This window comes from Dactylosporangium darangshiense (assembly GCF_039537565.1).
Lineage (GTDB): Bacteria > Actinomycetota > Actinomycetes > Mycobacteriales > Micromonosporaceae > Dactylosporangium > Dactylosporangium darangshiense.
In genome coordinates, this window is record NZ_BAABAT010000026.1 from 76,637 (window position 1) to 88,540 (window position 11,904).

11 protein-coding genes are annotated in these 11,904 nt (G+C 72.8%); 6 read left to right on the forward strand and 5 right to left on the reverse strand.

Annotation, left to right across the window (positions count from 1 at the left end; all coding sequences use genetic code 11):
• Window positions 1–5: 5 nt before the first annotated feature.
• The 3 genes from ABD901_RS36250 (at window position 6) to ABD901_RS36260 (ending at window position 4,650) form a co-directional block, all read left to right on the forward strand.
• On the forward strand, window positions 6–1,118 hold the full coding sequence (locus tag ABD901_RS36250) for an ATP-binding protein (protein WP_345134057.1): 1,113 nt from the start codon (window positions 6–8) through the stop codon (window positions 1,116–1,118).
• Complete coding sequence (locus ABD901_RS36255; RefSeq protein ID WP_345134059.1) at window positions 1,115–3,889, forward strand: DUF5682 family protein; 2,775 nt, start codon at window positions 1,115–1,117, stop codon at window positions 3,887–3,889. The genes ABD901_RS36250 and ABD901_RS36255 overlap by 4 nt, the downstream gene beginning before the upstream one ends.
• Before the next feature lie 86 nt (window positions 3,890–3,975).
• Window positions 3,976–4,650 carry a hypothetical protein gene (locus ABD901_RS36260; RefSeq protein WP_345134062.1) on the forward strand — a complete coding sequence of 225 codons (675 nt, stop codon included), beginning with the start codon at window positions 3,976–3,978 and terminating at the stop codon, window positions 4,648–4,650.
• Here the strand turns inward: ABD901_RS36260 and ABD901_RS36265 are convergent.
• Window positions 4,647–5,474, reverse strand: coding sequence for an SDR family oxidoreductase (locus tag ABD901_RS36265; protein WP_345134064.1), 828 nt, complete (start codon window positions 5,472–5,474; stop codon window positions 4,647–4,649). The genes ABD901_RS36260 and ABD901_RS36265 overlap by 4 nt on opposite strands.
• Window positions 5,475–5,532: 58 nt before the next feature.
• Here ABD901_RS36265 and ABD901_RS36270 point away from each other — a divergent pair, with 58 nt between their 5' ends.
• Window positions 5,533–5,937 (forward strand): winged helix-turn-helix transcriptional regulator, encoded by a 405-nt coding sequence (locus ABD901_RS36270; protein WP_345134067.1) that lies wholly within the window; start codon window positions 5,533–5,535, stop codon window positions 5,935–5,937.
• Here ABD901_RS36270 and ABD901_RS36275 read toward each other — a convergent pair.
• Entirely contained in the window at window positions 5,894–6,553 is a 660-nt protein-coding gene (locus ABD901_RS36275) for a hypothetical protein (RefSeq protein ID WP_345134070.1), read from the reverse strand. The two genes, ABD901_RS36270 and ABD901_RS36275, sit on opposite strands and share 44 nt — an antisense overlap.
• 1 nt (window position 6,554) lies before the next feature.
• Window positions 6,555–7,250: an ABC transporter ATP-binding protein gene (locus ABD901_RS36280; RefSeq protein WP_345134074.1), complete on the reverse strand. Its 696-nt coding sequence runs from the start codon at window positions 7,248–7,250 to the stop codon at window positions 6,555–6,557.
• Window positions 7,251–7,358: 108 nt separating this feature from the next.
• On the opposite strand from ABD901_RS36280, the gene ABD901_RS36285 reads away from it, so the two are divergent.
• Complete coding sequence (locus ABD901_RS36285; protein WP_345134077.1) at window positions 7,359–8,729, forward strand: sensor histidine kinase; 1,371 nt, start codon at window positions 7,359–7,361, stop codon at window positions 8,727–8,729.
• The gene (locus tag ABD901_RS36290; RefSeq protein WP_345134080.1) at window positions 8,726–9,439 is read left to right on the forward strand and encodes a response regulator transcription factor; all 714 of its coding nucleotides are present in this window, start codon (window positions 8,726–8,728) and stop codon (window positions 9,437–9,439) included. Before ABD901_RS36285 ends, ABD901_RS36290 begins: the two co-directional genes overlap by 4 nt.
• A 180-nt stretch (window positions 9,440–9,619) precedes the next feature.
• On the opposite strand, the gene ABD901_RS36295 is transcribed toward ABD901_RS36290, so the two are convergent.
• Together ABD901_RS36295 and ABD901_RS36300 are read right to left on the reverse strand one after the other, a co-directional pair.
• Window positions 9,620–10,258 carry a hypothetical protein gene (locus tag ABD901_RS36295; RefSeq protein WP_345134083.1) on the reverse strand — a complete coding sequence of 213 codons (639 nt, stop codon included), beginning with the start codon at window positions 10,256–10,258 and terminating at the stop codon, window positions 9,620–9,622.
• Window positions 10,258–11,661 carry a selenium-binding protein SBP56-related protein gene (locus tag ABD901_RS36300; RefSeq protein WP_345134086.1) on the reverse strand — a complete coding sequence of 468 codons (1,404 nt, stop codon included), beginning with the start codon at window positions 11,659–11,661 and terminating at the stop codon, window positions 10,258–10,260. Before ABD901_RS36300 ends, ABD901_RS36295 begins: the two co-directional genes overlap by 1 nt.
• Window positions 11,662–11,904 lie beyond the last annotated feature (243 nt).

The following is an 11,904-nucleotide window of genomic DNA, read 5'->3' on the forward strand; positions in this document are numbered from 1 at the left end:
CCCTCATGACCGACATGCTCCGCGCCCCCGCCGAGGTCAAATACGCCGAGGAGCTGGACTGGCTCGAGTCGATCGACGACGGGCCGAAGCCGTTCTCCTGGCGGCTCAGCCCGCGCATGGTCCGCCTGTTCGTCCTCGGCTCCGAGCGCGCCGACGGCCTCGACCGCGAGATCTCGCAGAAGTGGTTCGGCGACCGCAGCTTCGTCGAGCGCAGCATCGTGACGCTCGCCTCCGACCGCGGCCTGCTGCTCATCGGCGACCCCGGCACCGGCAAGAGCTGGCTCGCCGAGCTGCTCGCCGCGGCGATCTCGCGCAACTCGACGCTCGTCGTGCAGGGCACGGCCGGCACCACCGAGGACCACATCAAGTACTCGTGGAACGTCTCGATGGTCATCGCCAAGGGCCAGTCGCGGGCCTCGATGATCCCCTCGCCGATCATGACCGCGATGGAGAAGGGCGTCATCGGCCGCTTCGAGGAGCTGACCCGCTCCACCAGCGACGTGCAGGACGCGCTCATCTCGATCCTGTCCGAGAAGTACGTGTCGATCCCCGAGCTCGACGACGACAACATCGTCTTCGCGCAGCCCGGCTTCTCGATCATCGCCACCGCCAACAGCCGCGACCGGGGCGTCAACGACCTGTCCTCGGCGCTGAAGCGGCGCTTCAACTTCGTGCGCATCCCGGTGGTCACCAACAAGAAGAGCGAGGCGGAGATCGTCCGCTTCCGCACCAGCGAGCTGCTGCGCCGGCACCAGATCGAGCTCGACGTGCCGCCCAACCTGCTCGACATCCTGCTGCAGAGCTTCGCCGACCTGCGCGCCGCGGCCGCCTCGGCGACCAGCGACGACGAGAAGCTCGAGTCGGCACTGTCCACCGCCGAGCAGATCGGCGTGCTCGAGGACGCGATCCTGCACAGCACGTTCTTCGGCGACCGCAAGCTGCGCGCCGAGACCCTCGCCGGTTCGCTGGTCGGCTCGCTCGCCCGGCGCAGCCCCGAGGACCTCGCGATCCTGAACAAGTACTGGCACGGCGTCGTCGAGCCGCGCAGCAAGGACGACGGCGGCGAGTGGCCGGCGTTCCTCGAGGGCGGCCGCCAGGCGATCGCCACGTTGTCATGAGCTCGTTCGATGCCCTGCGGTCCGAGATGGTGGAGGCGGCGACCGCCTTCGCCGAGGGGCCGGGCGCCGTTCCCGAGATCCTGGCCGGGATCGTCGACGACGTCGACCGGGCGCTGCGCGAGGAGCTGGAGATCTTCCCGGTCTGCCACCACTCGCCGGCGTCCGGCCTGGCGATGGTCCGGCGGCTGCGCGAGAAGCGGCCGAAGGTCATCTACCTCGAGCTGTGCGAGGACATGACGCCGCTGCTCGGCGAGCTGCGCAACTGCCGGCTCCCGGTCGCCCTGCAGGCGTTCGCCTCGCAGCTGGACGGCTTCCCGCAGGATTGGGGGCCGCTCAGCGTCGTCGCGCCGATCACCGAGGCGTCCGCGGAGTACCAGGCGATCGCCTACGCCCTCGACACGCCCGGCGTCGAGCTGGTGCTGGTCGACCGCTCCACCGACCACGTGTTCCAGTGGCAGCCGCGCGAGGACGAGGCCCCTTCGGGCGAGGGCGCCGAGGAGTCCGACGACGCCGACCTGCACGGCGACGCCGTCGGCATCGAGATCGGCGACCTGCGCCCGCGCTTCGCCGAGCTCGAGCAGCACCTGCTGCACCACGGCAAGGTGCGGCACTGGTCGGAGTGGTGGGACCAGTATGTCGAGCAGCCCCTCGCCGGCGCCGACTACGCGACCTACCGCCAGGTCATGGTGCTCATCGGCAGCCTCTTCCGCCGCCTCGCGCCGGCCGACACCCGGCGCGTGGCGGTCGACGAGGACCGCGAGCGGTACATGTGGACCCGGATGCGCGAGCACCTGGCCCGCACCGGCGTCGACCGCGCCGACTGCCTCTACGTCTGCGGCGCCTTCCACGCCGCCAGCCGGGTCGACGAGTTCGGCACCGCAGAGGGCGTGCCCGACTTCGAGATCAGCCCCCGCACCGACACGAAGTGGCTCTACGGGCTCATCCCGTCCAGCCACTCGGCCATCGAGGCGCAGTTCGGCCTCGCGTCCGGCTCGGTGTCGATCGCGGCGGCGACGTGGCAGAAGGCGATCGTCCGGGAGCGGCTGACGCCGTTCCAGCTCGAGGGGCAGAAGGGCGCGCGCAAGCGCAAGGCCGTCGCCGCGGCCGGGGCCGGCGCGCCGCCGGAGCCCGTCGACGACCGGCTCAGCGGCTTCCTCGCCAGCCCTCCCGTCCTCGACGGGCTCGACGAGGAGGAGCTGCTCGGCTGGTGCGTCGACATCGTGCGGCTGGCCCGCCGCAACGGCTACCTGGCCAGCACCGCCGACGCCATCGCGGTGTTCGAGACGTCGATCCTGCTGGCCGGCATGCGCAACCGGGCGCGGCCCACGCCGTATGACTTCCAGGACGCGGCGGTCACGTGCATCGAGAAGGACGTCGTGCCCGGCCGGCGCGACGTGCGGCGGCTGTGCGAGATCCTGCTCGGCGGCGACCGCGTCGGCCAGGTCGGCTACGAGGCGCTGCCGCCGCTGGCCCGCGACGTCTACGACCGGCTCGCCCCGATCGGCCTCGACCTGACCCGGTCGACGGTGCAGCGGGCCCTGCTCGACCTGGCCGGCCGGCCCGAGCTCGGCCCGGCCTCGCACCTGCTGTGGATGCTGCGCTATCTGCTGCCCGACGGCGCGGTGCGGCCCATCATGGGCACCCGCCGGCTGGGCGAGAAGTCGATCCAGGAGAGCTGGGACCTCTCGATCGGCAAGCACCAGCGCTACATCATCGAGCTCGGCTACGAGGGCGTGACCGTCGAGCAGGTCGTCGAGCAGCGGCTGCGCCGCTCGGTCTGGGCGCCCGACGCCACCGCGGCGGTCGCCCTGCGCGCCGTCGAGGACTCGATCCTGTTCCTCGGCAGCCGTCGCTTCACCGACGAGCTCGGCTCCCGTGCGGTGGAGCTGCTCGCCGCCGAGCGCACCGTGGACGACGCGCCGGAGGTGCTGCGGCGCATCCGGCGCCTGCTGGCGTACTACCGATCGAGCGAGCCCACGCTGCCGGCCTGGTGCGAGTCGTTCGTGACGGCCGGCTACGCGCACTACTGCACGCTGCTGCCCACGGCGTTCGTCGAGGACGACACGGGCGTCGGGCAGGTCGCGGCGATGCTGGGCTTCCTATTCACCATGGAGAGCCTGGCGCTGTCGCTGGGCTGCGACCGGGCGCAGCTCGAGCTCGCCGTGCGCCAGTCGCACCCGGAGAGCCCGGCCAAGGTCGCCCTGCTGTGGTCGGCGCACCACCAGCTGGGCCTGCTGCCCCTGGCCGACCTGCGGGCCCGGTGCGCCGACCTGCTGGGCAACCCGTTGGTCGTGCCGTCGGTCCCGCAGTATCTCAGCGGCTTCATCCAGGCGCTCGACCCGGCGCCGAAGCTCACCCCGTTCGTGGTCGAGTTCATGTCCAACGCCTTCGCGAAGCTGCCCGACCCGGTGCTGCTGCCCTGGCTGCCGACGCTCATCACGACGCTGCGCGACCAGGCCGGCGAGCTGGTCCCGCTGCTCATCCGCGAGGCCGGTCGCACGTTCCCGGCCACCCTGCCGGCGGTCGACGCCTTCGTGCCACCGTGGCTCGCGTCGCCGGCACCGGCCCGATCCGCGACCGCACCGGCCGCGCACCCGGCGGCCGCCTTCCTGGCGGCGCACCCGGCGACGACGGACGCCCTGGCCGCCGCGCTCGGTCTGGGGCCGGCCTGGCAGGAGGCCGGAGCACCGGCGCCGCACCCGCTCGCTCTTCTGTCCACCCACCCCGAAACGGCCGAAGCCCTGGCCACACTGCTGGCCGCACCGGTATAGTCCGGCCCTCACACGTCCCGCACGTCCGCCCGGTCTCAGGCCGTTCCGGGCGGGCGTGCGGGGCCCTCGCCGATTAGCGTGGGTCTATGGACTCGTCGGTGGTGCTCGGAGGCGCCGTCTGCCTGGGCGCCTTCCTGGCGCTGGCGATCGTCGTCGCGGTCCTCAGCGCGCGCCGCGAGCGCCGCCGCCGGGAGATGCTGCAGTACTGGGCGGTCCGCAACCAGTGGCAGTACCAGCCCCGGCCCCAGGTCGAGTGGTGGCGCCGCATGCCCGGCCGCAACCGCCGAGGCGTCACCCTCGCCCTGTCCGGCTTGGTCGGCGGCCGCCCGGTGTCGATCGCCGAGTACCACTACACGACCACGTCCACGACGCCGGGCGCCAACGGCGCAACGTCGACCACGAGCTCCACGCACCACTACGTCCTGTACGTGGTACGCCTCCCTCGCTCCTGGCCGGCCGTCGCCGTGCACCGCCGCGGCGCCATGTCCCGCTTCGGCCGCACCCTGTTCGGCGACCGCGCGACGGCCCTGGGCCACGAGCCCTTCGACAGCGCCTACCGCATCTCCGCCGACCGCCCGGAGCTCGTCCGCGGCATGTTCGGCCGAGACCTCGTCGCCGAGCACGTTGCCGGCCGCCTCCCGGAGTGGACGCTGCACGGCGACGAGCTGATGACGTACGAGGCCGGCCGGATCGCGGACCCCGCCGCGATCCCAGCCCGGTTCGCCGCCCTGGTGCGCATAGCCGACCTGCTGGAGTCCTAGCGCTCCAGGCCCGCGAGGAACTCCTCGACGCTCGTCGTCGGCCGCCCGATGAGCCCGCTGAGGTCGCCCGTCACGACGTCCAGCGCGCCCTTCGAGATCTCCCCGTCCGACTGCGCCAGGACCGCGGCGAACCCGGCCGGCACGCCGAAGCCGGCCAGCGCGTTCGCGTAGTCGTCGACGGGCAGGTCGCGGTACGACACCGGGGTCTGGAAACGCTCGGTCAGCGCCGCGGCGAACTCGGTCATCGTGAAGGCCCGATCGCCGCCGAGCTCGTAGATCCGGTTCTCGTGGCCGTCCCGGCTCGCCACGACGGCCGCCGCGGCGGCGAAGTCCGCGCGGGTCGCGCCCGCGATCCGGCCGTCGCCGGCCGAGCCGAGGACCACGCCGTGCTCGAGCGTGCCGGCCAGGTTGCCGGTGTAGTTCTCCAGGTACCAGTTGTTGCGCAGGAACGTGTACGGCAGCCCGGAGGCCTGGATGAGCTCCTCGGTCGCCTTGTGATCGGGCGAGATCGGGATCGGGTTGGTGTCGGCCCGCGTGATGCTCGTGTAGATGATCCGCCCGACCTTGGCCGCGACGGCGGCCTCGACCACCGCGCGGTGCTGGGGGCCGCGCTTGCCGAACTCGCTCGCCGAGATGAAGACCAGCGCGTCGGTGCCCTCGAACGCCTCGACCAGGCTCTCCGGCCGGTCGTAGTCGCCGTAGCGGGCCTCGCCGTCGACCGCCTCGGGACGGCGGGCGACGCCGCGGACGTCGTCGTGGCCCTTCAGCTCGGCCAGGATGAGTTTGCCCAGGTGCCCGGTCGCACCGGTGACCGTGATTGTCATTACCGGATCGTAGGCACTAACTTTTAGAAAGTGCAAGCCTCCGGGTTAGCATAGTGACATGTCCCTCGAGCAGCTCGTGTTCGACGTCTTCGCGAAGAACTGCACGTCGCGTCCCGTCATGGAGCGCGTTGCCGGCAAGTGGGGCATCTTGACCATGGCTGCGCTCCTCGCGGGCACGCACCGCTTCAACGAGCTGCGCCGTCGGGTCGACGGCGTGAGCGAGAAGATGCTGTCGCAGACGCTGCACGCGCTCGAGCGCGACGGGCTGGTGGTGCGCGAGGTGGTGAGCGCGATCCCGCCCCGGGTCGAGTACAGCCTGACCGAGCCGGGCCGCCGCATCGCCGGCAAGCTGCTCGAACTCATCGACCTCGTCGAGTCCGAGATGCCGGAGATCACGGCGGCCCAGGAGCGCTACGACGCTAAGGAAGATCCCGCTGTTGCAGCGCGAGAGCCGCGCCCGTGAACGCCACCACGTAGCCCGCGAGCACGAGCGCGGCGGTGCCCTGCGAGAGCCCGCCGGCCGGCATGCCGCCGAGCGCCGTCGCCGCGCGGAACGGCAGCCAGCGCGCCGCATCGTCGCCCACCAGCTCGGCGGCGACGCCCTCGATGAGCGCCAGCCAGGCGAGCGCGCCGGCGATGGCGGCCACCTGGTTGCGAATCAGCGCGCCGAGCCCCACCCCGATCGCGGCGAACGCAGCGTTCCAGCCGATGGCCCCGGCGAGCGTGGAATACGGCACCGGTGAGCCGCTGCGGGCGAGCACGAGGACGAGCGCGACGGCGCCGCCGGCCACTCCGAAGCCGATTCCCAGCAAGGTGTACACCATGAGCTTCTCCAGCAGCACCCGCCGGCGCCGTGGCGTGGAGAGGTAGGTGTCCGCGATGGTGCGGTGGCGGTACTCGCCGGCCATCGCCATGATCCCCAGCACCAGCGGGAACAGCGCCGCGAGCCCGGCGTGCGCGGCGGCGCCGGCCGCGTCCTCGGGGTGCTTCGCCAGCCGGCTCCCCGCACCGACCGCGACGAGCGCGAGCGCGGCGGCCAGCAGCATCCACGGCGCCCGCACGGTCGTCAGTTTGCGCACCTCAGCCAGCATGTCCGACCCCCGTCGCCTGCAGGAACGTCTGCTCCAGGTCGGCGCCGGCCGCCCCTTCGTGGCGCAGCCGCCCCTCGTGCACGATCACGATGTGGTCCGCGGTCTGCGCCACCTCGGCCAGCACATGGCTGGACACGAGCACGGTCCCCCCGCTGGCCGCGCGCCGGCGCAGCAGGCCGCGCAGCCACGCCATGCCCGCCGGGTCGAGGCCGTTGGCCGGCTCGTCGAGGACCAGCAGCCCCGGGTCGCCGAGCAGCGCGCCGGCGAGCCCGAGCCGCTGCCGCATGCCCAGTGAGTACGTGCGGACCCGCCGGTGCGCGGCGTTGCCGAGCCCGACCTCGTCGAGCACCTCGTCGACCCGCGCCGCCGGCAGCCCGGCCGATCCGGCGAGGATCCGGAGGTGGTCCCGGCCACGACGACCAGGATGGAAGCCGCCGGACTCCAGGACCGCGCCGACGGTACGCCGGGGTTCGCGCAGCTCCCGATACGCCCGCCCGTCGATGAGCGCCTCGCCCGCGCTCGGCCGCGCCAGCCCGACGAGCATCCGCAGCGTGGTGGTCTTGCCCGCCCCGTTCGGCCCGAGAAACCCGGTGACCGCCCCGGCCGGAACGTCGAACGTCAGCCCGTCCACCACGGCGACGTCGCCGTAGCGCTTGGTGAGATCTCGTATTCGTACCGATGTCATGGCCTTCACGATCGCCGCCGCGGCGCGCCGCGTCGTCACCTCGCCGCGGCATTGCCAATACCGCAGGCGTGGGACGTTTTTGTCGTACCCCCCGCCTACCGTGAACCCATGCGGATCGACCTCACCATCGCGCTCGTGGTGGGCGTCGTCGTGCTGGTCACCACCCACGGCGCCCCGACGGCCGGCCCCCTGGAGCCCGCCGCCCTGTCGGCCGTGCTCGTGGCATGCGCCGCCCTGCTCCTGCGCCGCCGCCACCCGTTCGCCGCGTTCCTGGCCAGCTCGATCGCGGCGGAGGTCTACCTGGTCCTCAACCACAGCACCACCAACGGCGCCCTGATCCTGGCCGCCCCGCTGATCGCCCTCTACACCGTCGCCGAGTCCGAGAGTCGCCGCCGCGCCCTGACGATCGGCGTCCTCGCGGTCCTCGCTTTCGCCGGCTTCCACATGCTGGTCAAGCCGTCGTCGTGGCTCGGCGCCGAAAATCTGGCGCTGGCCGCGCTGGGTGCCCTGGCGGTCGCCGCCGGCGACGGCGCCCGCAGCCGCCGCGAATACCTGGCCGAGGTCGAGTCTCGCGCCCACCGCGCCGAGCAGGACCGCGAGGCCGAGGCTTTGCGCCGCGTCACCGAGGAGCGCCTGCGCATAGCCCGCGACCTGCACGACGCGGTCGGCCACCAGCTCGCCCTCATCAACGTCCAGGCCGGCGTCGCGGCCCAGCTCCTGGAGTCACAGCCCCCGCGCGCCCGGGAGGCCCTGTCCCACGTGCGTGAGGCCGGCCGCGCGGCCCTGGAGGAGCTACGCGACACGATCGGCCTGCTTCGGCGCCCGGACGAGGACCCGCCGCCGGTGGACCCGTTGCCCGGCCTGTCCGGCCTGCCGGACCTGGTGGAGTCGTTCCGCCGCTCCTCCCACCCACCTCCCGGCTCGGGCCTTGCACGCATCTCCAGCTGTTCGGACCCCTCGGGATCCGCGGAGCGCCTGGTCGCCGTTGAGACGGTGGCGAGCGATCCCGAGGATTCGTTGGCGGTGCCGACGGCGGTGGACCTGACCGCCTACCGGGTCGTCCAGGAGTCCCTGACCAACGCCTGCAAGCACGCCGGCTCGGCGCCCGTCCACATCCGCCTCCGATATACGCCCGACTCGCTGGAGGTCCGCATCGACAACGGACCCGCCCCGAGTCGCGCTCCTCGCGCCGGCCCGGCGCTGCCGGCTCGGCACGGGCCGCAGCCCTCCTTCGGCCACGGCCTGGTCGGAATGCGCGAGCGAGTCGAGGCCCTGGGCGGCCTGCTCGCCGCCGGCCCGCGCCCGGACGGCGGCTTCCGGGTCACGGCCATCCTGCCCCGTTCGGTCGCACCCGGCCTGCTGGCCGACATCGCCTCCGCCCACCCGCCCGGCGTCCTCCCTTCCCGTGCGCCGCGCGTCGCCGGGCCGCGCACGCTTCCCGAGTCCGGCGTCCATCGGCGCCGGAAGGCGCCCGAATGACCGGACTCAGTGGCGCCGCAGCGGCCGCGGGTGACGGTGGCGTCATCCGGGTGGTGCTGGCCGACGACCAGCCGTTGATCCGCAGTGGGTTCCGGGTGTTCGTCGACGCGGCCGAGGACATCGTGGTCGTGGGGGAGGCGGCGACCGGGCGGCGGGCGGTCGAGCTGGCCCGGGAGACGCGGGCCGACGTGGTGCTCATGGACATCCGCATGCCCGACCTCGACGGGCTCGCGGCGACGCGGCTGATCACGAGCGATCCCGGCCTGGCGGGCGTGCGGGTGCTGATCCTGACGACGTTCGAGGTCGACGAGTATGTCTTCCAGGCGCTGCGCGCGGGCGCCGGCGGGTTCCTCGGCAAGAGCGCCGAGCCGGGCGAGCTGCTCAACGCCATCCGCACCGTGCACCGAGGCGACGCGCTGCTCTCACCCGCGGCGACGCGAAGCCTGATCGCCCGGTTCCTGTCCGAGCCCGAGGTGCGCACACCCGCGGACGCCGGGCGCGGAGCCCTGCTCACCGACCGCGAGCGCGAGGTGGTGCGGCTCGTGGCGACCGGCATGTCCAACGACGAGATCGCCGCTCACCTCGTGGTCAGCCCGCACACCGCGAAGACCCACGTCAACCGCGCGATGACGAAGCTCGGCGCGCACGATCGGGCGCAGCTGGTCGTCATCGCGTACGAGTCGGGACTGACCCGCTCGCCCGGCCGCTGACGCAGTCGTGCGCGCCGGCACGCGCCTCTGCCGGCACGCGCCTTTGCCGGCACGCGCTTCTGTCGGCACGCGCTTCTGTCGGCACGCGCCTTTGCCGGCACGCGCCGCCGCGGGCGGCCGGTCGGCGTGGCTCGATCCGGGCGCGGACCCGGCGCCGCCGGAGGCCGGCACAAGACGGCGCTAGACGGCCACGGCGACCGTGGCGATGCCGGCGCCGACCAGGGCGAACGCCCAGATGCGGTCCAGGTTGATCCAGGCGGAGCGCAGGATGCGCAGGCCGACCACCTGGTAGACCAGCAGCGCCACGACCCCGGCCACGCTCACCATGCCCGCGGTGTGCACGGCCGTGGCGAGGAACCCGGCCCACAGCGGCGCGGTGGCCTGGGCGGCCATGCCATGGTGCGCGTGGGCGGTGCTGACGCCGCCGGCGACGAGGACTGGGACCAGCATGAGGCCGGCGCCGTGGATGCTCGACATGAGGAAGGACCAGCCGGACAGCTGCAGCGGGGTGAGGCGCATGCCGGCCCAGTGGAAGTGGCGCCGCGACAGCGCGCGCCACAGGCCGAAGCCGACCAGGACCGTGCCGCCGCCGATGGCGACCGCGCGGGTGGCGAGCACCGACTGCAGGCCGGCGACGAGGCCGGCCACGACGAAGATCGATACAGCATGGCCGGCGGCGATCGGGGCCAGGGCGCGCAGCACGGCCGCGCGGCTGCGCTCCTGGAACCCGATCGCCACGGCGAACAGCCAACCCATGCCCGGGTTGAGGCCGTGGAAGGCGCCCATCGCGAAGAGGGCCAGCACCGAAGCGGTCGACATCACGGGAAACAGTACGAGTCCGACGAGGCATCGCCACCTTGGAGGCGCGTCTGGTGCACGCGCAGGCCGCGGAAGGCCTCGCCGTGTGGGAAGAAGCGGGGGTCCGGCTCCAGCTCACCCCGGGCGGTGACGTCGAGCTTGGCCATCCAGCCGCCGACGCCGTCGGGGTAGAACTGGTCGTCCCACGCCCCGTAGAGGGAGTTCGTCACGTATACACGACGTCCGTCGCGGCTGATTTCGACCATCTGGGGGCCGCCGGACAGGGGCGTTTCCGGATGGGCGGGGTGGGCGCTGCGCGAGACGATGCCGCCGAGGCGTACCTCGCCGACCTGGACCGGGTGGAACGGGTCCGAGACGTCGTAGCGCTGCAGGCGGCCGGTGCCCCAGCAGGAGACCAGCAGGTAGCGGTCGTCGAGGGTGAGGTCGATGTCGGTGACGAGCGGCGGCACGGCGCCGAACGGCTGGAGCACCGGCGGCAGGAGAGCCGGGTCGGCGGGCTCGGCCGGGATCGTGATGACCTTGGTGGCCTTGAAGCTCCCGGCCTCGCGGTGCCACACCCAGACGGACGCGGACAGGTCCTCGACGCTGACGACCACGTTGACGAAACCGTAGTCCTTGGTCGGGTCGTGCGCGGGGCGCAGCTCGAGTGCCATCTGGTGCTCGTCGCCGAGGTCGACGGTCTGCAGGTGCCGGCGTTTGCGCAGGTCCCAGAAATGCAGCGCGTGGCCGTATTTGCGACCGAGCAGCAACTCACCCACCACGCCGTCCTCGATCATCGACGGGGTGCCCCACTCGCTGGTGACCACGATGTCGTAGCCCAGGTGCCACCAGACGTCGTACGCGAGGTACTGCGGGCCGCGGTCGATCTCCCAGCGGCCGAGGACGTCGAACGAGGTGTGGTCCAGCAGCGCCACCCCGCCGGGGCCGTCGGCGCCGTCGGCCCCGCCGAGCGCTGAGACGTAGATGCCCTCCGGGCCGCAGTGCACGGTGTGCGGGCGGGAGTACCCGGCGCGCTTGGCCAGCTCCTCGGCCTCCAGGACACGGACGAGCTGCGGGTGCAGCGGGTCGGGGCCGGTGTCGTACACGTGGATGCGCGACGATCGCAGCCCGGGCACGATCAGGTAGCGGCGCTCCACGTGCGGGTGGGGCGCGTAGGGGCACAGCGCGCTGCTGCAGGCGTTCCAGCCGAAGTGGTGCAGCTCGTCGCCGGTGCCCGGCACGTCGGTCCAGCCGACCACGGTGCCGTAGGCGGCCGAGGCGGGATCGGTGTCCAGCACGGCGATCGCGTCGTGGCGCTCCCCGGCCCGGTCGAACGCGCCCACATAGGCGAGCTTCTCCGGCGGGGCCGACGCCGCGTCGCGCGGCGACGGATAGAACGTCGGATCCGGTTTCCACAGAGCCATGTTTCGCACCCTATTGCCACCCGGACTGCCTGACAGTGCCACTCTTGCAGCCCACCTGCCCCCGGCCGGCGAGCAGGGCCAGATCTCATCCTGCGTCGTCCACACGGTCATGGGTGACTACCCCGTCGGGCGTCGGCGGATACACCTACCGCGGCTCATCTGACAACCCCGAGCGGCCCCACCCTCGTCTATTCGTGGGGGCGGGGCCGCTGCGTGTCCGGGCCCCGCACGCTGTGTGGTTTT

Coding starts and splice junctions, on each gene's coding strand:
- ABD901_RS36285 (WP_345134077.1), top strand. CDS start 7,359: ATGCGGATCGACCTCACCATCGCGCTCGTGGTGGGCGTCGTCGTGCTG.
- ABD901_RS36300 (WP_345134086.1), bottom strand. CDS start 11,661: ATGGCTCTGTGGAAACCGGATCCGACGTTCTATCCGTCGCCGCGCGAC.
- ABD901_RS36295 (WP_345134083.1), bottom strand. CDS start 10,258: ATGTCGACCGCTTCGGTGCTGGCCCTCTTCGCGATGGGCGCCTTCCAC.
- ABD901_RS36265 (WP_345134064.1), bottom strand. CDS start 5,474: ATGACAATCACGGTCACCGGTGCGACCGGGCACCTGGGCAAACTCATC.
- ABD901_RS36280 (WP_345134074.1), bottom strand. CDS start 7,250: ATGACATCGGTACGAATACGAGATCTCACCAAGCGCTACGGCGACGTC.
- ABD901_RS36270 (WP_345134067.1), top strand. CDS start 5,533: ATGTCCCTCGAGCAGCTCGTGTTCGACGTCTTCGCGAAGAACTGCACG.
- ABD901_RS36260 (WP_345134062.1), top strand. CDS start 3,976: ATGGACTCGTCGGTGGTGCTCGGAGGCGCCGTCTGCCTGGGCGCCTTC.
- ABD901_RS36255 (WP_345134059.1), top strand. CDS start 1,115: ATGAGCTCGTTCGATGCCCTGCGGTCCGAGATGGTGGAGGCGGCGACC.
- ABD901_RS36290 (WP_345134080.1), top strand. CDS start 8,726: ATGACCGGACTCAGTGGCGCCGCAGCGGCCGCGGGTGACGGTGGCGTC.
- ABD901_RS36250 (WP_345134057.1), top strand. CDS start 6: ATGACCGACATGCTCCGCGCCCCCGCCGAGGTCAAATACGCCGAGGAG.